Origin of the sequence: Ancylobacter amanitiformis, from assembly GCF_030814815.1 — a bacterium.
GTDB classification, from domain to species: domain Bacteria; phylum Pseudomonadota; class Alphaproteobacteria; order Rhizobiales; family Xanthobacteraceae; genus Ancylobacter; species Ancylobacter amanitiformis.
In genome coordinates, this window is sequence record NZ_JAUSVR010000025.1 from 20,879 (window position 1) to 42,989 (window position 22,111).

Below are 22,111 nucleotides of genomic sequence, written 5' to 3' on the forward strand. Positions count from 1 at the left end.
CGCCATGAGCCTGACGCCCGATCTCGCGGAATTTTCCGCCGCCTATGCGCGCGGCGACGCCCAGGTGGTGACAACCACTCTCGTCGCCGACCTCGAAACCCCCGTCTCGGCCTTCCTCAAGATCGCCGGCGAACGGGCCAACAGCTTCCTGCTCGAATCGGTCGAGGGCGGCGCCACGCGGGGCCGCTATTCGATCATCGGCATCGATCCCGACATCATCTGGCGTTGCCGGGGCGAGACGGCCGAGATCAACCGGCAGGCGGCGAGCGATCCCGCGCGCTTCGAGCCCTGTCCGGACAGGCCGCTCGTCTCGCTGCGCAAGCTGGTGGGCGAATCGCGCATCCACCTGCCCGAGGGCGCCCCGCCCATGGCGGCCGGCGTGTTCGGCTATCTCGGCTATGACATGGTGCGGCAGATGGAACGCCTGCCCGACGCCAAGCCCGATATTTTCGGCGTGCCCGATGCCATCTTCATCCGCCCGACGGTGATGGTGGTGTTCGACACGGTGCGCGATGAGGTCACGGTCGTCAGCCCGGTGCGTCCTGTCGCCGGCCTGTCGGCCAGCGCCGCCTATGAGGGCGCGCGCGAGCGGCTGGACAGGATCGTCGCCGCGTTTGAGGCCGCCCTGCCCGCGCAGGCGGCGGAGGACGCGCTGCACCTGCCGGTCGAGCCGGTCTCCAACACCGCGCCGGAAACCTATCTCGCCATGGTGGAGCGCGCGAAGGAATATATCCGCGCCGGCGACATCTTCCAGGTGGTGCTGTCGCAGCGCTTCGACGCGCCATTCACCCTGCCGCCGTTCTCGCTCTACCGCGCGCTGCGCCGCATCAACCCGGCGCCGTTCCTCGTCTATTTCAATTTCGGCGGCTTCTCGCTGGTCTGCTCCTCGCCGGAAATCCTGGTGCGGCTGCGGGCCAACACCGTGACCATCCGCCCGATTGCCGGCACGCGCCGGCGCGGGGCCACGCCGCATGAGGACAAGGCGCTGGAGGACGAACTGCTGGCCGACCCCAAGGAGCGCGCCGAGCATCTCATGCTGCTGGACCTCGGCCGCAACGATGTCGGCCGCGTCGCGAAGATCGGCTCGGTGCATGTCACCGACAGCTTCTTCATCGAGCGCTACAGTCAGGTGATGCACATCGTCTCCAATGTCGAGGGCGACCTCGACCCGAAGCACGACGCGCTGGACGCGCTCGCCGCCGGCTTTCCGGCCGGCACCGTCTCGGGCGCGCCGAAGGTGCGCGCGATGGAGATCATCGACGAACTGGAGCGCGACAAGCGCGGCATCTATGCCGGCGCCATCGGCTATTTCGGCGCAGATGGCGAGATGGACACCTGCATCGTGCTGCGCACCGCCGTGGTGAAGGACGGCCAGATGCACGTGCAGGCGGGCGCCGGCATCGTCTACGATTCCGATCCGTCCAGCGAATTGCAGGAATGCGTGAACAAGGCGAAGGCCCTGTTCCGCGCCGGCGAGGAGGCGGTGCGCTTCGCCGCCCGCACGGGACGGGGGCAGTGACAAGGATGAGGAAACACGCGCGCCTTGAGCGATGGTGAGGCCGGCGGAGTTCGAAACGCCGGCCGGCGCGGCTTGACCCCGCGCCACGTCACCCCCTAGAGCTTTTGAGCCGGAATGAAACCGGCGGAAAGACGCGCGATGATCCTTCTCGTCGACAATTACGACAGCTTCACCTGGAACCTCGTCCACTATATCGGCGGGCTCGGCGCCGAGGTGGAGGTGCGCCGCAACGACACGCTCACCGTCGAGGAAGCGCTGGCGATGAAGCCCGAAGCCATTGTCATCTCGCCGGGCCCCGCCACCCCGAACGAGGCGGGAATCTGCCTCGACCTGATCGCCCGCGCCGCCGATGAAGGGGTGCCGGTATTCGGCGTGTGCCTCGGCCATCAGGCCATCGGCCAGGTGTTCGGCGGCGAGGTGGTGCGCGCGCCGGTGCCGATCCACGGCAAGCTTTCCGAGGTGAAGCACAAGGGCGAGAGCGTGTTCCGCGGCATTAACCGGCCGATCCAGGCGACGCGCTATCATTCGCTGATCGTGAAGCGCGAGACGCTTCCCCCCTCGCTCGCCATCACCGCCGAGACCGATGACGGTCTGATCATGGGCCTGTCACATAAGGAACTGCCGGTGCACGGGGTGCAGTTTCACCCCGAAAGCATCGCCTCCGAGCATGGGCAGACGATCCTCAAGAACTTCCTCGACCTGGCGCGCGCCTGGAACGAGGGGCCGCGCCGCGCACGCGCGGCGTAGCGCGCCGGATCGTCACGAAAACACGCGGGCAACGGGGAAGCCGGGAACATGCAGAACCTGAAAGCCGTCATCGGCAAGATCGCCACCGGGGCCACGCTCTCCCGGGCCGAAGCGGCCTTCGCCTTCGATGTCATGATGTCCGGCGAAGCCACGCCCTCGCAGATCGGCGCCATCCTCATGGGCCTGCGCGTGCGTGGCGAGGATGTGGAAGAGATTGCCGGCGCGGTCTCGACCATGCGCGCCAAGATGCTGAAGGTCGTGGCCCCGGCGGAGGCGGTCGATGTGGTGGGCACGGGCGGCGACGCCTCGGGCTCCTACAATATCTCGACCTGCGCCTCCTTCATCGTCGCCGGCGCCGGCGTGCCAGTGGCCAAGCACGGCAATCGCGCGCTGTCCTCCAAGTCCGGCGCGGCCGACGTGCTCACCGCGCTGGGCGTGAAGATCGACCTCACCCCGGCGCAGATCGCCCGCTGCATCGAGGAAGCCGGCATCGGCTTCATGTTCGCGCCCGCCCACCATCCCGCGATGAAGCATGTCGGGCCGACACGGGTGGAAATGGGCACGCGCACCATCTTCAATCTGATCGGCCCGCTGTCCAACCCGGCCGGCGTCCGGCGGCAGATGGTCGGCGTGTTCGCCCGCGGCTGGGTGCAGCCGATCGCGCAGGTGCTGAACACGCTGGGCTCCACCCGCGCCTGGGTGGTGCACGGTTCGGATGGGCTCGACGAGATCACCACCACCGGGCCGACCTATGTGGCCGAGTTGAAGGACGGGGCAATCCGCACCTTCGAGATCGCGCCGGAGGAATTCGGCCTCGCCCGTGCCAATCCCGACGACCTCAAGGGCGGCGACGGCGTGGTGAATGCCGGCGCGCTGCGCGCCGTGCTGGCCGGCCAGCCCAGCGCCTATGCCGATGTCGCGGCGATCAACGCGGCCGCCGCGCTGATCGTGGCCGGCCGCGCCGAGACCCTTGGCGAGGGGCTGGAGATCGCCCGCACGAGCCTTGCCAACGGAAACGCCGAAGCCGCGCTCGACCGGCTGGTGGCGGTTTCCGCCGCCGTGATGGCGGATTGAGGGATACCCGCATGGCCGATATTCTCGAAACCATCGCCGCCTACAAGCGCGAGGAAATCGCCACCGCCAAGCGCGAGCGCCCGCTCCATGAGGTGCGCGCCGCCGCCGAGGCGCAGCCGCCCGCGCGCGGCTTTCTGCGCGCCATCGAGGCGAAGATCACGGACGGCCACACCGCGCTGATCGCCGAGATCAAGAAGGCCAGCCCCTCCAAGGGGCTGATCCGCGCCGATTTCGATCCGCCGGCGCTGGCCCGCGCCTATGAGGCGGGCGGCGCCGCCTGCCTCTCGGTGCTGACCGACACGCCGTCCTTCCAGGGCGCACCGGAATTCCTCACCCGCGCCCGCGCCGCCTGCTCGCTGCCGGCGCTGCGCAAGGATTTCATGCACGACACCTACCAGGTATTCGAGGCCCGCGCCTGGGGTGCCGACTGCATCCTCGTCATCATGGCCTCGGTCGACGACACGCTGGCGCGCGACCTCATCGAGACCGCGCAGGGCCTGGGTATGGACGCGCTGATCGAGGTGCATGACGATGCCGAACTCGATCGGGCGCTCGCGCTGCCGTCGCGGCTGGTGGGCGTCAACAACCGCAACCTGCGCAATTTCGAGGTGACGCTCGCCACCTCCGAGCGGCTGGCGCCGCGCATCCCGGCGGACCGCGTCATTGTCGGCGAGAGCGGCATCTTCACGCCGGACGACATAGTCCGCCTCGCCCGCGTCAATATCCGCACCATCCTCGTCGGCGAGAGCCTGATGCGACAGGCGGACGTGGCGGAGGCGACGCGCGCGCTGCTGGCGCCGCCCGCCCGCACCCGGGCGGCCGGCTGACCATGGCGGACGAGCCCCACCTCACCCATCTCGACGCCACCGGCGCGGCGAACATGGTGGATGTCGCCGACAAGGCCGTAACCGACCGTGTCGCCATCGCGGAAGGCGCGGTGCGCATGCAGCCCGAGACGCTCGCGCTCATCCTCTCCGGCAATGCCAAGAAGGGCGACGTGATCGGCACCGCGCGGCTGGCCGGCATCATGGCCGCCAAGCGCACGCATGAGCTGATCCCGCTCTGCCACGCGCTGCTTCTGTCCAAGGTCGCCGTGGAGATCGAGGCGGATGACAGCCTCCCCGGCCTCGTGGTGCGCGCCACGGTGCGCACGAGCGGGCAGACCGGCGTCGAGATGGAAGCGCTCACCGCCGTCTCGGTGGCCTGCCTCACCGTCTACGACATGGCGAAGGCGGTCGATCGCGGCATGCGCATCGACGCCGTGCGGCTCCTCGAGAAGTCCGGCGGCCGCTCGGGCCACTGGCAGGGCGCCTAGCAGGGAGGCTTCCATGGCACTGATGCCGGTCGAAGAGGCGCTGGCCCGGCTGCTCGCCACCGCCCAGCCGCGCGGCGATGCGCCGTGGCCCACCGAGCGCGTGAGCCTATGGCAAGCGGCGGGCCGTGTGCTGGCCGCGCCGGTCATCGCCCGCCGTACCACGCCCGGCGCCGATGTCTCCGCCATGGACGGCTATGCGCTTCGCGCCGCCGATGCCGCCGAAGTGCCCGCGGCGCTGCGGCTGATCGGCGAATCCGCCGCCGGCCGTCCCTTTCCCGGGCGCGTCGAGCCCGGCACCACCGTGCGCATCTTCACCGGCGCGGTGCTGCCGGAAGGCGCGGATGCCGTCATCATCCAGGAAGACACACGCCGCGAGGGCGACCTCGTCACGATGACCGAGGCCGCGACGGCCGGCCGGCACATCCGCAAAGCGGGCGGCGACTTCGCCACCGGCGAGGTGCTGCTCGCCACCGGCCGGCGCCTGCGCCCGCGCGATCTCGCGCTTGCCGCCTCGGCCGACGTGGCGGAACTCACGGTGGCCCGGCGTCCGCGCGTCGCGCTGCTGTCGACCGGTGACGAACTCGTGCGCCCCGGCGCCGGGGCGGAAGCGCATCAGGTGATTCTCTCCAACGTCTATTCGGTCGCCGGCCTCGCCCGCGCCGCGGGTGCCGAGGTGACGGATCTCGGCATCCTGCCCGACGACCGCGCGGCGACCGAGGCCGGCATTCGCGCCGCCCTCGACGCGGGCTTCGACATCATCGTCACCACCGGCGGCGCCTCGGTCGGCGATCATGATCTCGTGGCACCTTCGCTGGTCGCGCAGGGGGTCGATCTGGAAATCCACAAAATCGCGCTGCGCCCCGGCAAGCCGCTGATGTTCGGCCGGCTCGCCCGTGACGCCGGGGGCACGCGGGTGCTCGGCCTGCCGGGCAACCCGGTTTCCGCCCATGTGTGCGCGCTGGTTTTTCTGGTGCCGCTGATCCGTGCGCTGCAAGGGCTGGCGGTGCCGGCGGGATTGCCGCTGCAGCCCGCCGTGCTGGGCGCCGACATCCGGTCGAACGACCTGCGCATGGATTTCCAGCGCGCCGAGATCATCGGTTGGGACAACGGGCTGCCGATCGTGCGGCCGCTGCCCGTGCAGGACAGTTCCATGCTGTCCGTGCTGGCCCGCGCCGACCTATTGCTGGTACGCCCCCCGCAGGCCCCGGCTGCCCGCGCGGGCGAACCCTGCGCGATTTTCCCGCTGGAGGATTGACCGCGCGCCGCTCTGGCTGTGTGCTAGAGCCGGTATCGACGAGGTTGAACCAAGCTGATCGAATTTGGCTCTAAACGATTGATGGGGAACGCGTGATCCGGTCGCGATTGGCACGCGGTCCGAGCGGCGCGCGTTCTGGCGCACCAACAGGGAACCGCCGATGGATATCAACCTTCCCGATGTACTGGCCGAGGTCGAGGCGGCCTTTGCGCGCTATGAGCACGCGCTGATCGGCAATGACGTCGCCGCTCTCGATGCACTGTTCTGGGACCACCCGACCACCATCCGCTATGGCGGCGCCGAGAATCTCTATGGCATCGAGGCCATCCGCGCCTTCCGCGCCGCTCGCTCGGCCGTGGGACTGGAGCGCACGCTGGACGGCACGGTGATCACCACCTATGGGCGGGACATGGCGGTGGCCGCGACACTGTTCCGCCGCGCCTCCACGCCCGGCAAGCTGGGCCGCCAGATGCAGACCTGGATGCGCACGCCGCAGGGGTGGAAAGTCGTCGCCGCCCATGTGAGCCTGATCGACGAACCGGCCGGCTGAGCCACGCGCGCCATCACGTGCCCGCCATCACGTGCCCACCATCACGTGCCCGCCATCGCCCGCCCGCCATCGCGCGCGCTATCACGTGATAAACCCTGCGCGCCGTGGCAATCTCCTCGCGGCGATTCATGCCAAGCGATAGTCTGCTGCCTATGTCCGTCCTGCCCATACGGCCCCGGAGTGATGCCCCCTCGCCGCGCGCCCCGCGCGTGACGCGCACCGAGGAACTGCGTCTGCAACTGGCCGACGAGATCACCCGCGGCCGGCTACCGCCGGGAACCACGCTGGACGAGACGGCACTGGCCGCGCGCTTCGGCGTTTCCCGGACCCCAGTGCGCGAGGCGATCCGCGAACTCACCGCTTCCGGGCTGGTGGACAGCCGGCCCCATCGCGGCGCCATCGTCGCCCGCCCGTCCGTCGAGCGGCTGCAGAACATGTTCGACGTGATGGCGGAACTGGAGGCGCTGTGCGCGGGCCTGGCAGGGCTGAACATGACGCCGCAGGAGCGTCGCGCGCTGGAGGACCTGCATGCCGGCATGAGCGAGATGATGCGGCAGGGCGATTTTTCCGCCTATCGCGAGGCCAACGAGCAGTTTCACACCTCGATCTATGCCGGCAGCCATAACGACTACCTCATCGAGATCACGGTTGGCACGCGGCGGCGGCTCTCGCCCTTCCGCCGCGCCCAGTTCCGCGCGCTCGGCCGCCTCGCGCTGTCGCATAGCGAGCATGAGCGGGTCGTCACCGCCATCCTGCGCGGCGACCGGGATGGGGCGGCGCTTGCCATGCGCCATCACATCGCCATTGTCCACGACGCTTACGAGCAATACGCCCAGAGCGTTTGATCGCCGGGCGTCGTGCTCTCTGCCTCGCCGGCGGGCGCCTCAGCCATTGGCCAGCGCGCTGTCGGCCCGCCTTGCCGCCTCGTCGGCGAGGAAATTGCGCCACCCGCCGAAGACCGTGATGTCGCGCGCCGCTTCGGCCGCCGCCGCTTCCATGAGGAAGCCCTTCACATCCGAGCCATCATCGAGATGCACGGTGCCCACGCCCAGCGGCCCGGGAATGCCGGCGACCAGCTTGCCGAACGCCGCCGCCGGCAGCGCCCAGATCTCGCACGCGATCGCCGCGCCGGCGCCGGGACGCCCGCGCAGCAGGCCGGGTCGGCGCACCCGCCCCTCCGGCAGCAGATAGAGCCGGTAATCGCCCGTCGTGCGGGCTTCGCGCACGAAAACGCCGCCCGATTCGATCACTTCCCCATTGAGCGGCAGACCCGACAGATGCGCGCCGAACAGCGCCACCTCGAAGAAGCCCGGCGCGGGCCGCCGCGGCAGCGTCGGCTCAACCGGCAGCGACGCCCCGGTCGCGCCCAGCGACAGCCCGGTATCGGCGTGGAACGCGAGGCCGAGCGCGGCGAGATGGGCATCGCGTCCCGCCGGTGCGAGCAGGGTGATGCCGGCCGGCGCTCCATCGGGGCGGATTTCCGAGGGCACCGCGAGGGCGCACATATCCAGCAGATTGACGAAATTGGTGTAGACGCCGAGCTGGCTGTTGAACTTGACCGGTTCGCTCTGCATCTGCTCCACCGTGAAGACGGTCGGCATCGTGGGCACCATCAGCGCATCCAGCCCGGTCAGCGCCTCGCGGGCCTGCACCCGCAGTTCCGCGAGACGGTACTGGCCGCGGAACGCATCCACCGCACTCAGCCCCCGTCCCTGCTCGATGATGGCGCGCACCACCGGGTGAAAGGCCTGCGGCCGCGCCTCCAGGAACCCGCCGACCGCGGCGAGGCGCTCGGCCACCCACGGCCCCTCATAGAGCAGCCGCGCCGTCTCGAAGAACGGCTCCATGTCGATCTCGACGATGGTCGCGCCCAGCCTGGCCATGCGGCCGACTGCCGCGCGGAACGCCGCTTCCGCCAGCCGGTCGCCGAAACTGATGCGGTCCTGCGCCCGCGGCACACCGACCTGCGCGCGGGCGGGAAAGCTGCCGGCCGGCGCCAGCGGCAGGGCCCGCGAGAACGGATCGGCGTCATCGGGCGCCGCCATGACGCGGGTGGCGGCAAGCGCATCGGCCACGGTGAGCGCGAAGACCGACACGCAGTCCAGCGAGCGGCAGGCCGGCACGACGCCGCGCGTGGAGACGAGCCCGAGGCTCGGCTTCAGTCCGACAATGTTGTTCAGCCCCGCCGGCACGCGGCCCGAGCCGGCCGTATCGGTGCCGAGCGCGAAGGGCACCAGCCCGGCCGCCACCGCCACCGCCGAGCCGGAACTTGAACCGCCCGGCACCAGATCCGCCCGCACCGCGTTGCGCGGGGTGCCATAGGGCGAGCGCGTGCCGTTGAGGCCGGTGGCAAACTGGTCAAGATTGGTCTTGCCGATGACAATGGCGCCCGCCCGGCGCAGCCGCGCCACGGCCGCCGCGTCCCGCGTCGCGTCATAGGCGAATTCGGGGCAGGCGCAGGTCGTCGGAAGGCCGGCAACGTCGATATTGTCCTTCACCGCGAAGGGCACGCCGTAAAGCGGCAGATTCGCCGGATCGGCCCCCTCCAGCTGCTTCAGCGCGCTCGCAATGGCGCCCGCCTCGGCCAGCGTGGTGAAGATGGCGGGGTCGTCCTGGCGCTCGATGAGCGAAAGGCATCGCGCCACGGTCTCGGCCGGTCGCACCCGCCCGGAGCGATGGGCGGCGACAATCTCTGCAATGGTTCCGATCAAAGCGCACCTTTCCTGAAGCTCCCGCGATTATGCATGCCCGATAGGCAAAGCGGAAGCCATTGCATACACCGCGCCGGATTCGAGGAGCCGCGTGGCGCGCATTAGGCGTCCCTTTACCGGTTGTGGAACACAAAAAGAACGGATAGTGTTTGTTCGTGATTTGTTTCCTTTTGCGCCGTAGGACGGACCGAAATCCATGCTGACCCGCAAACAGCACGAGCTACTGCTCTTCATCGACGAGCGGCTCAAGCGCGATGGCGTGCCGCCCTCCTTCGAGGAGATGAAGGAGGCCCTCGACCTGCGGTCGAAATCCGGCATCCACCGCCTCATCACGGCACTGGAGGAGCGCGGCTTCATCCGCCGCCTGCCGAACCGCGCCCGCGCGCTTGAGGTTCTGCGCCTGCCCGAGGACGCCCAGCCCTCGCGCCCCACGCCAGCACGCGGCTTCACGCCGAGCGTCGTCAGCGGCAGCGGTCTCGGCCGCCAGCGCCCACCCCCACCGGAGGATGAATCGGCACCGCGCGCGGTGCCCGTTCCGCTGGTCGGCCGCATCGCCGCCGGCTCGCCCATTGCCGCCATCCAGTCGTGCGACAACACCGTCAACATGCCGCCGGACCTCGTCGCCGGCGGCGAGCATTTCGCGCTGGAGGTGCGGGGTGATTCGATGATCGAAGCCGGTATTTTCGACGGCGACCTCGCGCTGATCCGCAAGGGCGAGACCGCCAATACCGGTGAGATCGTCGTAGCGCTGATCGATGACGAGGAAGCGACGCTGAAGCGCCTGCGCCGCAAGGGGGCGTCCATCGCGCTGGAAGCCGCCAACCCGGCTTATGAAACCCGTATCTTCGGGCCGGACCGGGTGCGCATCCAGGGACGGCTGGTCGGCCTTTTCCGCCGCTACTGAGGCGCCCTCGCGTGCCGGCGTCGGGCGGCGGCGGCGGCGGCGGCGGCAGGTGTGCTTGCGAAAGGCAGTCTGGGGTGACGTGAGACGCTGGCCGAGGGTTTCGGGCGTACGTGTCGACGCATCTCCGCGGGGCGGCGGCAGGTTGTGAGCCGCCGCTTTCGATGGCGAAGCCGTCGGCTGGGCGTCGCGAATGGGGGGCTGCGGAAGTGGCTCTCTTGGACTGCCATGTTTTCGAATGTCGTCTATTCGAGTGCCGTCTATTCGCGGTTCGTGCCGGTGACCGGTGAATTTTGGGCGGTTGATTCCTCTGCCGGGGAATCGTCCGCCGATGATTCTTCGGGTGATGATTCTTCTGGTGAGGATTTGCCGGCAATGAAATCAGGGGCAGGAGAAGTGTCGGCGGCGGGTCGTTGGGGAGCCTGCCTGACGCCATGCGAGCCATCCGCCGGCAGCCGAATACCGGTCCTGTCGACATCGGGGCTGGCGGGGTTTTCGAGACCGGTCGGGTTTTCGAGACCGGTCGGGTTTTCGAGACCTGCGGGGCTTTCGAGATACGTGTCCAGCGCCGCGGCGCGCTCGGCTGCCGTGGATGATGGCGGCGCACCATTGGCGGCACGCGGCCCGGTTGAATGTGGGTCTTCCGCACGTGACAGGGCCTTGGGCACCGCCAGCGAAATCGCGGGTTGGGCCGCTGAACCCGGTGCCTGCCAGGGGCGCGTGCCGCTCGCGACATCGCCGTCGAGCCGCCAGCCGCCTGTCGCGGTTCGGAACACGGCCTGGCCGGCGAGGCTCTGACGCGGATCGATCCGGATCACCGTTGCCGCGCAATCGGCCGGTGGCGGCTGGTTCGTCACCAGCAGGATGGCGCGCCGGCAATCCTCCTCCAGCGAGGCCGGGTTGCGCGACAGCGCCACGGGATCGCCCCGTGCATCGGGGAGCGTGCAGCCGAGCGGGTCGCAGGTGGCCCGCGCTGTCAGATCCGCCGCACCGGCGCGGCCGCGCTCGCCTTCCGCGCTCAGCCATTGCTCGACCGCGAAGCGCCGGGCCACCCCCGCGTCGCGATCGCCCATGATGGCGAGGCGCCCATCCGCGCCGCGCACCGCCACGGTGCGCCCGTCCCGGTCGATCAGCACGTCGGGATGCGGCGCGGCGGCATAGGCTATCAGCGCCGCGCCGGCCAGCGCCGGCACCACCAGAATCAACCTTGTGCGCAGCAGGCAGCCGAGCGCGAGGGCGAGGCTCAGCAGGCCGAGGCTGGCCAGCGGCATTGCCGGAATGCCGCGATCCGCCCCCGGCATGGCGGCGACCCAATCGGCGATCGCATCCATCATCTGGATGCCCCAACCCATGATGATCCAGGCGGGCCGGTCCCAGCCGAAGGGCAGCAGCAGCGCGCCGCCAAGGCCGGCCGGCATGACGATGAAGGACACCAACGGCATCGCCGCGAGATTGGCGAGCAGGCTGAGCGGCGCCAGCCGCTGGAAATGAAAGGCGGCGAAGGGCGCGGTGGCCAGCCCGGCGGCCAGCGAGGTCAGCACCAGCGCCGCAACATAGCGCACCGGCAGGCCAAGCCAGCGCCCCGCCGGCGTGCTGGCGGCCGGCGCGGTGACGAGATGGCCCCACCTCTCATAGGCCGCAATCAGCGCGAGCGTGGCGGCGAAGGACATCTGCGCGCCGGGATCGAGGATCGCCCAGGGGGTCAGCGTCATCACCGCCAGCGCCGCCAGCGCCAGCGTGCGCAGGGTGAGCGCCGGCCGACCGAGCGCCACCCCGGCGAGTACGATGAGCGTCGTGACATAGGAGCGCTGCGTCGGCACCTCGGCGCCCGACAGCATCAGATAGTAGGTCGCCGCCAACGCGGCCGGCAGCGCCGCCCAGGCCTTGATCGGGTGGCGCAGCGCCAGCTCCGGAACAAGCGCCAGCAGTGCCCGCACCAGGAAGAACACGGTGGTCGCCACCAGCGCCATATGCAGGCCGGAAATCGACAGGATATGGGAGAGGCCAGCAACGCGCATGCTCTCCTCCACCGCCTCCGGCACCGCGTCGCGCAACCCGGTGACGAGGGCGACGGCGATTCCCGCCTCCGCCCCCGAAAGCACCGCCCGGATACGCGCGGCGATCGATTCGCGCGTCGCACCCAGCCATGCGGCGAAGGAGAGCGCGAGCGGCGCCGCACCGGGCGGCGGGCTCGGCTGCGCCTTGCCAAGGGCAAAGCCCGTGGCGCCGATGCCGTCGAACCAGATCGCCCGGCCGAAATCGAAGCCGCCGGGATAGGCGGGTCCCGGCGGCGGAGCGAGATTGGCAAGCAGCCGCACATGGGCGCCGACGGCCGGCGGCTCGCGCGTGGCGAGCGTCACCCGTACGCGCTTCGGCGGCACGTCGTTCGCCCGGCCGGCTCCCGCGCGCGGCTCACCCGCGCGCCGGGCCCCCTCAACTCCGCCCCCCTCACCCGCACGCGCCTGGCGGCCGAAGCGCGTCAGCGCGAGCGTGATCCGGCTGCCGCGCGGCCGCTGCTCCGCCGCCTCGACGAAGCCGGCAATCTCCACCCCGGCCATTGGCGCGGCCAGCAGCGGATGAGCCATGCGCTGCACCTGGATGGAGGCCAGCGCGAAGCCGGCGGCGAGGGCCGCGAGCAGGGCGAGAACGTGGAAGGCGAAGGGCCGTGCCCGTGCCAGCACGGCAAGGCCGGCAAACAGCAAAGCCGGCAATGGCGCGGCATAGGGCAGAGGCTCGTTCGGCGCGCCGAAATAGAGCGCGGCCCCCGCCGCCACGGCGACGGGCAGGAACAGGAAGCCGCGGCGATCCTCGATTTCTCGCGTGAGGAGGCGGGCGAAGCCCTGCACCAGCCCGTCCAGAGAGGGCAGGCGCGGCCGACGGAGCGCAAGGAGCGGCTCCCGCCGGCCGGTGGCAAGCGCGATCGCCCTCGCCATGGGACGCGCGGCAGGCAGCCGTCCACCGGGACGGTCATCATGCCCGCCGCTGCGGTGCGGCACCCATTCCGGCGCCCGTTCCGGCTGCCGCTCTCTACCGTCCTGCACGGGCCCCGCCCCGATATGCGCGCCATCTGCCCGCATCGGCCTCTCACAAGGCCGCGCATCGCCTTTTCCCCGGTCGACCACCTATGGTACACGCACGTCTCGCGTCCGCCACGCCTTGCCGCGTCCGCCCCGCTTTGCCGCGCCAGTCCCATCCGGCGCGAGACGGAAGAAACATGCCCGAGACCGTCGTCACCCGCTTCGCTCCCTCCCCCACCGGCTTCCTGCATATTGGCGGCGCGCGCACCGCCCTGTTCAACTGGCTCTACGCCCGGGCCAAGGGCGGCCGGATGCTGCTGCGCATCGAGGATACCGACCGCCAGCGCTCGACCCCCGAGGCGATCGACGCCATCATCGACGGGCTCAAATGGCTCGGCATCGACTGGTCGGGCGACGTCATCTACCAGTTCGCCCGCGCCGAGCGGCACCGCGAGGCGGTGGAGCAGATGCTCGCCGCCGGCCATGCCTATCCGTGCTTCGCCACCGCCGCCGAACTGGAAGAGATGCGCGAGAGCGCCCGCCGTGAAGGCCGCCCGCCGCGCTATGACGGGCGCTGGCGCGACCGCGACCCCGCCGACCACCCCGCCAACGCCCGGCCGGCGATCCGCCTCAAGGCACCGACCGAGGGCGAGACGGTGATCGAGGATCTCGTGCAGGGCCGCGTCGTGTTCCAGAACAAGGAACTCGACGACCTCGTGCTGCTGCGCTCGGACGGCACGCCGACCTACATGCTCTCCGTCGTCGTCGACGACCATGACATGGGCGTCACCAACATCATCCGCGGCGACGACCACCTCACCAATGCCGCGCGCCAGACGCAGATCTACCATGCGCTGGGCTGGCATGTGCCGACCATGGCGCATATCCCGCTGATCCACGGGCCGGACGGGGCCAAGCTGTCGAAGCGCCACGGCGCGCTCGGCGTCGATGCCTATCGCGCCATGGGCTACCTGCCGGCGGCGCTGCGCAACTATCTGGTGCGCCTGGGCTGGAGCCATGGCGACCAGGAGATCTTCACCACGCAGGAGATGAGCACGCTGTTCGACCTCGACCGCGTGGGCCGTTCCGCCGCGCGCTTCGATTTCGCCAAGCTGGAGAGCATTAACGGGCTCTACATGCGCGCGACGCCGGACGAGGAACTGCTCGCGGCAATCGACCAGCTGCTGCCCCATCTGGCGGAGGGCGCGGAAATCGCGGCCGCGCTCACCCCCGCCCGCCGCGCCCAGTTGCTCGCCGCCATGCCGGGGCTGAAGGAACGGGCCAAGACGCTGGTCGAGCTGATCGACAGCGCCGCCTATATCTGGAAGTCGCGGCCCTTCGCGCTCGAAGACAAGGCCAGCGCGCTGCTGACCACGGACGCCCGCGCCCTGCTCGCGGTTGCCTCGGAACGGCTGGGCACCCTCGCCGAGTGGAACGCCGCCACCACCGAGGGCGCCGTGCGCGCCGTGGCGGAGGAAAAGGGTGTCAAGCTCGGAGCGCTCGCCCAGCCGCTGCGCGCCGCCGTGACCGGACGCACGACCTCGCCGGGCATTTTCGACGTGCTGGCGGTACTTGGGAAGGACGAAACGCTGGCGCGCCTTGCCGACCAGACGACGGGCACTGCCGCGCCCTGAGCGCGCGGGGCCCTTACGAGGGCCTCGCTACCGCGCCTGCGAATGGACGAAAGGCTGCATAGACAAGGATTCCGGCCTCAGCTCAATACCTCCTTCGCTGCGCTTGCGAGCGATGGACGAAACCGGTACGACTTCCCCAACCGGGCCGTAACGAGGCATATCACCGCCTCCAGTCAGAAGTCCAAAGGCACGGCGCCACGCCCGCACTCGCGCACCGTAACCTCGGTTCCATATGCTCAGGGAGACCCCGCATGGACGCCATAAACGGCACTTCGGCGACATCTGCCACACTCACCATCGGCGACCAAAGCTGGGAACTCCCGATCCGGCAGGGCACAATCGGCCCTGAGGTTGTCGATATCGGCAAGCTCTACGGCCAGACCGGCCTGTTCACCTACGACCCGGGCTTCACCTCCACCGCTTCCTGCGAAAGCTCCATCACCTATATCGACGGCGACGAGGGCGTTCTGCTCTATCGCGGCTACCCGATCGAGCAACTGGCCGAGAGCGGCGACTTCCTGGAGACCTGCTATCTCCTGCTCTACGGGGAGCTTCCCACCGCGGCGCAGAAGGCCGATTTCGATTACCGCGTCACGCGCCACACCATGGTGCATGAGCAGATGAGCCGCTTCTTCCACGGCTTCCGCCGCGACGCCCATCCGATGGCGGTGCTGGTGGCTTCCGTCGGCGCGCTGTCGGCCTTCTATCACGACTCGATCGACATCGCCGACCCGCAGCAGCGCATGATCGCCTCGATCCGCATGATCGCGAAGATCCCGACCCTGGCGGCGATGGCCTATAAATACTCGATCGGCCAGCCTTTCGTTTACCCCAAGAACGACCTCGACTACGCCTCGAATTTCCTGCGCATGTGCTTCTCGGTGCCGTGCGAGGACTACAAGGTCAACCCGATCCTCTCCCGCGCGATTGACCGCATCTTCATCCTGCACGCCGATCACGAGCAGAACGCCTCGACCTCCACCGTGCGTCTCGCCGGCTCCTCCGGCGCCAATCCCTTCGCCTGCATCGCCGCTGGCATTGCCTGCCTGTGGGGGCCCGCGCATGGCGGCGCCAACGAGGCGGCGCTGAAGATGCTCGGCGAGATCGGCTCGGTGGAGCGCATTCCCGAATATATCAAGCGGGCCAAGGACAAGAACGATCCGTTCCGCCTGATGGGCTTCGGCCACCGCGTCTACAAGAACTACGATCCGCGCGCCAAGATCATGCAGAAGACCTGCCATGAGGTGCTGGGCGAACTCGGCATCAAGGACGATCCGCTGCTCGACATCGCGGTGGAACTGGAGCGCATCGCGCTGCAGGACGAGTATTTCGTCGAGCGCAAGCTGTACCCGAACATCGATTTCTACTCGGGCATCACGCTGCGCGCGCTGGGCTTCCCGACCTCCATGTTCACCGTGCTGTTCGCCCTCGCCCGCACCGTGGGCTGGATCGGCCAGTGGAAGGAAATGATCGAGGATCCCGGCCAGCGCATCGGCCGCCCGCGCCAGCTCTATACCGGCGCCGCGCAGCGCGACTACGTGCCGATCGCCCGCCGCAAGTGAACGGCTGCCCAGCGGTCGGCGGACGTGGTTGACCGCCCGCCGATGATCCGTCGCCGATGAGGGTAAGCTCCTCGGCATCTGCCGCGGCCGCCGATCAGAACCCCGCCCTTCCAAATGGAGGGCGGGGTTTTCATGTCGGGCGCTGTCGAGCGAGGGGGATAACGGCACGCGTGAGGAGACCGCGTCGAGAGCGACGGCCAGATCGCGGGCCGCTCGTTCCCGCCGAAACCGGCTTCACCACACGGCGTGGGAAGCCTATCGCAGCATGTCCAGCACGGCATGCGCCGCGCGACGGCTGGGCGGCTCGCCTCCCGTGCCCAGCACCGCATCCAGGCGGGCAAAGGCGGCCAGCTGCGCCTCCCGCCCCTCGCCGCCGGTGATCAGCCCGGCGAGCGTCTCCGCCATGGCCGGCGGGTCGATATGCCATTGCAGATATTCCGCCACTGCCGGCTCGCCGAGGATGAGATTTGGCAGGATCGCCGTCTTCACCTTGATGAAGAAGGGCACGATGCGCCCCTCCAGCCAGGGCACGCGATAGGCCGCCACCATCGGGATGCCGGCCAGCGCCAGTTCCAGCGTCACCGTGCCGGATGCCGCCAGTGCCGCGCGGGCGATGCGGAAGGCCGCGAGCTTCTCCGCCTCGTCCACCACGATGCGCACCGACACCGGCCAGCGCGCCACCGTCTCCTCCACCTGCGCCAGCCGGCGCGGCAGGGTCGGCAATATCAGCTCGACATCGGGAATGCGCTGCTTCAGCCGGCCCAGCACCTCGCCAAAGGTGTCGCCGAGCCGGGTCAGCTCCGCCCGCCGGCTGCCGGGCAGCACCAGCACGACCGGCGGCGAGGCGACGCGCCGCGCTGCCTCCGCCGCGTTCGGGCGCAGCGTATCGAGGCTGCCGAGCAGGGGATGGCCGACATACGTGGTCGGCGGGCCGTCCAGCCTGCGCATGACCTCCGGCTCGAACGGCAGGATCGCCAGCACCCGGTTGACGTCCGGTGCCATGGCCTTCGCCCGGCCGGGTCGCCACACCCAGACGGTCGGCGCGACATATTTGACGATCCGCAGTTCAGGCAGGCGCGCGCGCACCTTGCGCGCCACCCGGTGGGTGAAGTCGGGCGCATCCACCAGAACGAGAATATCGGGCGGGTCCGCGACGATGGCGTCGGCGGTCTGCCCCATGCGGCGCAGGATGCGCGGCAGCCCGCCAATAACCTGCGCGAAGCCCATGGCGGTAATGTCCTCCATGGGGAACAGCGAGGTCAGCCCCAGCGCCTGCATGCGCCCGCCGCCGACGCCGCGAAAGCGCACGCCCGCCGGATGAAGCGCCTTCAGCTCCGCCATAAGTCCGGCCGCCAGCGTGTCGCCCGATTCTTCGCCCGCCACGATGAACACATCGAGCGGCCGCGCCGGCGCCGGGTCCCCGTGCATCATGTCGCCGCCGCTCCTGTCTGGTCGCCGCTCATCGCTGGGTCTCCGTCGGCGGCGCAAGGCCGTAAATAAACAGCCCCGCCTGGTCCGCCGCGCGCACGAGAGCCGCGACATCGGCCACGATAACGCCGCCAGCCTCGACCGCGATGCCGGCGAGACCGGCGCGCGCAGCGCCCTCCACGGTGCGCACGCCCAGCGAGGGCATGTCGAGGCGGCGATCCTGCCCGGCCTTGGGCAGTTTCACCAGCGCGCCGCAGCGCCCCGGCCGGGTGATGCGACCATTGCGGCGCAGTTCGGCGATGCGCGCCAGCATAAGGTCCGTGCCCTCCGCCGCCTCCATCGCCACGATATGCCGGCTCATCACCACCAGCCCCTGCCCGATATCCAGCGGCCCCGTGACCGTCAATGCGTGGCGCCCCACCTCGATATCGTCGAGGTCCCCCTCGGTCGGGGCCACCGCGCCGAGTTGGCCGGGAGGCATCAGGATCTCCGGCGCCACCTCATGGGCACCGAGCAGCCGGAAGCCGGCTTCCTCGAAAATGCGGGCAACGCTTTTCAACAGATGATCATCGCCGCCCCGCAGCATGCTGAACACGCGCGGCAGCATGGTGAGCGTCGTCCAGTCGAACCGGATGTCTCGGATGCGCACGCGGAGCACATTGCCGATGAGCACCACGTCGCGGCATCCGTGGCGGCGCAACTCCCGTTTGAGCCGACCGAACTGCCCGATCGGCACCCATACATGCGGCCAACCTTCCAACGGGATGTCGGCGAAGCCGCGCACCGGAAACAGCACGACGTCGCGCCCCGCGCGGCGCGCCGCCTCCGCCACCGCAAGCGGAAAGGTGCCGCCGCCACAAATGACGGCGAGCGCCCCCCGCTCCGCCTGGGCGGCGGCCTCAGGCGACGTCCGGCTCGCCATGATCGACAGAATCGGCGGGAACGGTCAGCCGGCGCTTGCCCGCGCCGCGGACGAACGTCACCACGTGCATCACGTTCGCATCGTCCGCGAAATGCTCGGCGACGCGGTCCGTGCGCTCGGCCAGCGTGCCGGCGCCATAGAACAGCTCGCGATAGGCATTCTGCAACTGGCGCCGCTGCAGCAGCGAAAAGCCGCGGCGCTTCAGGCCGGTATAGTTGAGCGAGCGCAGGCCGGGATGGCCTTCCATCATCAGGCCGAACGGGATGATGTCGAAATGCACCCCGCACATGCCACCGACCATCGCCCCGTCGCCAACGCGCGCATATTGATGCACGGCGGCCAGCCCGCCAATGAACACATCGTCGCCAACCGTGACATGGCCGCCGAGCGTCGCGTTATTGGCGAATGTCACGCGGGATCCGACCACGCAATCATGCGCGACATGGCTGGCCACCATGAACATGCAGCGGTCGCCGACCCGCGTCTCCATGCTGCCGCCGGCCGTGCCGATATTCATCGTCACATGCTCGCGGATGATGCAGTCGCGACCGATGATCAGCCGGCTGGGCTCGCCCTTGTAATGATAGGATTGCGGGGGAAAGCCCAGCGAAGCGAAGGGATAGATCACCGAGTTCGCCCCGATGGTCGTATGGCCCGCCACGGCGACATGCGAGATCAGCCGGACACCGGCCTCCAGCACGACATTGGGCCCGACCGTGCAGAAGGGTCCGATTTCGACGCCGTCCGCGAGAACCGCCCCCTCCTCGACACGCGCGGAAGGATCGACCTTGATGGAAACACTGCTCATTATTTGCCTGCCCGAGCCGCGATCATCGCGCTCACTTCAGCCTCGGCCACCAACTGGCCGTCGACCTTTGCCTCGCCGCGGAACCACCACATGTTACGGCGCTTGGTGAGCTTCGTCATATGGTATTCGAGCACATCGCCCGGCACGACCGGGCGGCGGAACTTCGCCTTGTCGATGGTCATGAAATAAACCAGCGGCGACGCATTCTCGACGGGGTACTGCCAGAGGCAGATCGTGCCCGCCGTCTGCGCCATGCCTTCCAGGATCAGCACGCCCGGCATCACCGGATTATCGGGAAAATGCCCCTGGAAATGGGGCTCATTGGCGGTCACGTTCTTGATGCCGATGGCATGCCTGTCGCCATCGATATCGACAATACGGTCGACCATCAGGAACGGGTAGCGATGCGGCAGTGTCGCGAGGATGCGCGAGATGTCCGCCGTCCCCAGCGTCGCCGTCTCGCCCTTGGCTTCAACCTGGACGTCCATTCCCTTCACTGTCCTTTTGTTGGCGGCCCGGCGCGAGGTCCCCGCGGCCGAGCCGCTGGACGGCCATGACCTCCTTGAACCACTCGCGCATGGGCTTGGCGGGCGAGCCGCCCCATTCCACGCCCGCGGGCACGTCGTCCTTCACATTGCTCGTGGCGGCAATGCGGGAGCCGTCGCCGATCGTCACATGGCCGATGACGCCGACCTGCCCCCCCAGCACGACGAAGTCACCCAGCGTCGCGCTGCCGGCAATGCCGGCCTGCGACACCACGATGCAGTGCCGGCCGATCACCACGTTGTGCGCGATCTGCACGAGATTGTCGATCTTGCTGCCCTCGCCGATCACCGTGTCGCGCAGGCCGCCGCGATCGATCGTGGTGTTGGCGCCGATCTCCACATCGTCCTGCAGGATGACCCGGCGGATCTGCGGGATCTTGGCGTGCCCCCGCGCGCCCCCGAGATAGCCGAAACCATCCTGCCCGATACGGGCGCCCGGATGGATGATGACGCGGTTGCCGAGCAGCGCGTGCAGCAGGCTCGCGCCCGCGCCGATCGAGCAGTCGCGACCGATGCGCACGCCCGGCCCGATGATGGCGCCAGACGAGACCAGCGTGCCGGCGCCAATCTCCGCATCGGGCCCGACCACCGCGCCGGGATCGATCGTGACGCCGTCCTCAATGCGCGCCTGCGGATGAACCACCGCCCCGGCGGCGATGCCGACCTGGCCGAAGATCGTCTCGGGACGCAGCAGATCGGCATAGAAGCGCCGGGCCACCACGACGAAGGCGGGAAACGGCCGGGCCACCACGATCGCGGTGGTGCCGGGGGGAACCTCGGCGACGAAGCGTGCGGACACCAGACACGCGCCGGCCCGCGTGGCGCGCAGTTGCGGCACGAATTTCAGGCCGTCCATGAAGGCGATATCGGCGGGCCCCGCCTCGTCGAGCGAAGCCACGCCGCGCAGCGGACGCGCGATACCCGCCCCCGCCGCCTTGCCCTGGACCAGCGCGCAGATGTCATCAAGCGTCATCGGCTCCACGGCCGGATGAAAAACCGGATCGCTCATTTCGATGCCGTATCGCTACCCGTCCAAAATGAACCGGCGGCCCGGATGACCGGGCCGCCGCGCTCGCCAGACTGTGTCTAGCCTATCAGAAGCGGGTGCCACCGCTGAAGCGGAAAGCCTGCGTCTGGTCGTAAGCCTCCTTCGAAAGCGCCCAGGCGTAATCGAAGCGCAGCGGGCCGAAGGGCGACTTCCAGATCAAGCTGACGCCGACCGAGGAGCGGATGGAGTCGCTGTCGGCGACGCAGACATTGTTCAAGCCCTTGGTGCTGGAACCCGGCAACACGGAGCAATCGACCAGATTGTTCTGCCATCCCGCAATATTCGGGAAGGTCGTCTGGCCCTGATAGTCCCACAGCGAGCCGGCATCCGCGAACACCGCACCCTTCATGCCCAGATCCTTCGGCAGGAAGGTGAGCGGGAACTGCACTTCCGCGGTCGTACCCCAGTAGAGCGTGCCGCCCAGCGCATCCGGGTCGGAGCCGTCGATACCCGAGGCCAAGTCGCGCGGACCAATGCCGTTCGGCGCGAAGCCGCGGACGATATCGGGCCCCTTGAAGAAGTTGTCGAGGATGCGCAGATCCTGACCACCCCACGAGGCGATGTTGCCTGCCTGGCCACGCAGCATCAGCACCACGTCGCCATAGACCGGGAAGTAGAACCGCGAGTCGAACGTGGTCTTGATATAGTCGACGTCACCCCCGAGGCCGGCAAGGTCCTGCTTCAGTTCGAGCAGGTAGCCGTTGGTCGGATCGATGTTGTTGTCGAGCATGTTGTAGGTGAGCGTGTATCCGACGGCAGAGGTCAGCGCCGGATCATTGTTCACCTCGAGCAACGCCCACGAGATCTTACCGTAGTAGTAGTAATCGCTCGTGTTGATCGAGATTTCCTTCTGGTACAGGCTGTAGCGCAGACCGAGCGTCAGCTCGTCCGTCAGCGGCAGCGAGACGCGCAGCGTGCCGCCCGCCGTGCTGGTGTCATACGGGCTGTAGCTGGTCGCGCTGGTCTGCTTCCAGTAAAGATCGAAGCCGGCGGCGACGCGGTAATCCAGGAAGTAGGGCTCGGTGAAGCTGAAGTCGACACCCTGCGTGTTCTGACCCAGCGTGCCGGCCAGACG

The 22,111-nt window shown here is 69.0% G+C and carries 19 protein-coding genes; 11 read left to right on the forward strand and 8 right to left on the reverse strand.

All coding sequences use genetic code 11. The features are described from left to right. Positions 1 to 4: 4 nt before the first annotated feature. The 8 genes from trpE to QOZ99_RS20775 all read left to right on the forward strand — a co-directional run bounded on the left by trpE (position 5) and on the right by QOZ99_RS20775 (position 7,305). Complete coding sequence (gene trpE, locus QOZ99_RS20740) at positions 5 to 1,519, forward strand: anthranilate synthase component I (RefSeq protein ID WP_306891898.1); 1,515 nt, start codon at positions 5 to 7, stop codon at positions 1,517 to 1,519. A gap of 138 nt (positions 1,520 to 1,657) precedes the next feature. Beyond that, positions 1,658 to 2,266 (forward strand): anthranilate synthase component II, encoded by a 609-nt coding sequence (locus tag QOZ99_RS20745; protein WP_306891899.1) that lies wholly within the window; start codon positions 1,658 to 1,660, stop codon positions 2,264 to 2,266. Positions 2,267 to 2,314: 48 nt separating this feature from the next. Beyond that, positions 2,315 to 3,340 (forward strand): anthranilate phosphoribosyltransferase, encoded by a 1,026-nt coding sequence (trpD, locus tag QOZ99_RS20750; RefSeq protein ID WP_306891900.1) that lies wholly within the window; start codon positions 2,315 to 2,317, stop codon positions 3,338 to 3,340. Between the two features lie 11 nt (positions 3,341 to 3,351). Then, positions 3,352 to 4,167, forward strand: coding sequence for an indole-3-glycerol phosphate synthase TrpC (gene trpC, locus QOZ99_RS20755; RefSeq protein WP_306891901.1), 816 nt, complete (start codon positions 3,352 to 3,354; stop codon positions 4,165 to 4,167). Positions 4,168 to 4,169: 2 nt separating this feature from the next. Continuing rightward, positions 4,170 to 4,655: a cyclic pyranopterin monophosphate synthase MoaC gene (moaC, locus tag QOZ99_RS20760; protein WP_306891902.1), complete on the forward strand. Its 486-nt coding sequence runs from the start codon at positions 4,170 to 4,172 to the stop codon at positions 4,653 to 4,655. A 13-nt stretch (positions 4,656 to 4,668) separates the two neighbouring features. Then, positions 4,669 to 5,910, forward strand: coding sequence for a molybdopterin molybdotransferase MoeA (locus tag QOZ99_RS20765; RefSeq protein WP_306891903.1), 1,242 nt, complete (start codon positions 4,669 to 4,671; stop codon positions 5,908 to 5,910). Between the two features lie 160 nt (positions 5,911 to 6,070). Continuing rightward, the gene (hpxZ, locus tag QOZ99_RS20770) at positions 6,071 to 6,460 is read left to right on the forward strand and encodes an oxalurate catabolism protein HpxZ (protein ID WP_306891904.1); all 390 of its coding nucleotides are present in this window, start codon (positions 6,071 to 6,073) and stop codon (positions 6,458 to 6,460) included. 152 nt (positions 6,461 to 6,612) lie between these two features. Next, a complete protein-coding gene (locus tag QOZ99_RS20775) occupies positions 6,613 to 7,305 on the forward strand; it encodes a GntR family transcriptional regulator (RefSeq protein ID WP_306891905.1) in 693 nt (230 codons plus the stop codon). A gap of 39 nt (positions 7,306 to 7,344) precedes the next feature. On the opposite strand, the gene atzF is transcribed toward QOZ99_RS20775, so the two are convergent. Beyond that, positions 7,345 to 9,171 (reverse strand): allophanate hydrolase, encoded by a 1,827-nt coding sequence (gene atzF / locus QOZ99_RS20780; protein WP_306891906.1) that lies wholly within the window; start codon positions 9,169 to 9,171, stop codon positions 7,345 to 7,347. Positions 9,172 to 9,367: 196 nt separating this feature from the next. On the opposite strand from atzF, the gene lexA reads away from it, so the two are divergent. Beyond that, positions 9,368 to 10,075, forward strand: a complete 708-nt coding sequence (lexA, locus tag QOZ99_RS20785; RefSeq protein ID WP_306891907.1) for a transcriptional repressor LexA — start codon at positions 9,368 to 9,370, stop codon at positions 10,073 to 10,075. 257 nt (positions 10,076 to 10,332) lie between these two features. On the opposite strand, the gene QOZ99_RS20790 is transcribed toward lexA, so the two are convergent. Further along, entirely contained in the window at positions 10,333 to 13,005 is a 2,673-nt protein-coding gene (locus QOZ99_RS20790; RefSeq protein WP_306891908.1) for a ComEC/Rec2 family competence protein, read from the reverse strand. 281 nt (positions 13,006 to 13,286) lie between these two features. Between QOZ99_RS20790 and gltX the strand changes: the two genes are divergently transcribed. Both gltX and gltA read left to right on the forward strand, forming a co-directional pair. Continuing rightward, positions 13,287 to 14,723, forward strand: coding sequence for a glutamate--tRNA ligase (gltX, locus tag QOZ99_RS20795; protein ID WP_306891909.1), 1,437 nt, complete (start codon positions 13,287 to 13,289; stop codon positions 14,721 to 14,723). 251 nt (positions 14,724 to 14,974) lie between these two features. After that, on the forward strand, positions 14,975 to 16,285 hold the full coding sequence (gene gltA / locus QOZ99_RS20800; RefSeq protein WP_306891910.1) for a citrate synthase: 1,311 nt from the start codon (positions 14,975 to 14,977) through the stop codon (positions 16,283 to 16,285). 255 nt (positions 16,286 to 16,540) lie between these two features. On the opposite strand, the gene lpxB is transcribed toward gltA, so the two are convergent. From lpxB to QOZ99_RS20830, 6 genes are all read right to left on the reverse strand, one after another. Continuing rightward, positions 16,541 to 17,716: a lipid-A-disaccharide synthase gene (gene lpxB / locus QOZ99_RS20805; protein WP_370876904.1), complete on the reverse strand. Its 1,176-nt coding sequence runs from the start codon at positions 17,714 to 17,716 to the stop codon at positions 16,541 to 16,543. Positions 17,717 to 17,744: 28 nt separating this feature from the next. Beyond that, a complete protein-coding gene (locus tag QOZ99_RS20810; RefSeq protein WP_306891911.1) occupies positions 17,745 to 18,635 on the reverse strand; it encodes an LpxI family protein in 891 nt (296 codons plus the stop codon). Continuing rightward, positions 18,613 to 19,443: an acyl-ACP--UDP-N-acetylglucosamine O-acyltransferase gene (lpxA, locus tag QOZ99_RS20815; RefSeq protein ID WP_306891912.1), complete on the reverse strand. Its 831-nt coding sequence runs from the start codon at positions 19,441 to 19,443 to the stop codon at positions 18,613 to 18,615. Before lpxA ends, QOZ99_RS20810 begins: the two co-directional genes overlap by 23 nt. Then, a complete protein-coding gene (gene fabZ, locus QOZ99_RS20820; RefSeq protein WP_306891913.1) occupies positions 19,443 to 19,931 on the reverse strand; it encodes a 3-hydroxyacyl-ACP dehydratase FabZ in 489 nt (162 codons plus the stop codon). The genes lpxA and fabZ overlap by 1 nt, the downstream gene beginning before the upstream one ends. Beyond that, the gene (gene lpxD, locus QOZ99_RS20825) at positions 19,915 to 20,997 is read right to left on the reverse strand and encodes a UDP-3-O-(3-hydroxymyristoyl)glucosamine N-acyltransferase (RefSeq protein ID WP_306891914.1); all 1,083 of its coding nucleotides are present in this window, start codon (positions 20,995 to 20,997) and stop codon (positions 19,915 to 19,917) included. Before lpxD ends, fabZ begins: the two co-directional genes overlap by 17 nt. 85 nt (positions 20,998 to 21,082) lie before the next feature. Continuing rightward, a partial coding sequence (locus tag QOZ99_RS20830) for a BamA/TamA family outer membrane protein (RefSeq protein WP_306891915.1) occupies positions 21,083 to 22,111 on the reverse strand: 1,029 nt, incomplete at its 5' end.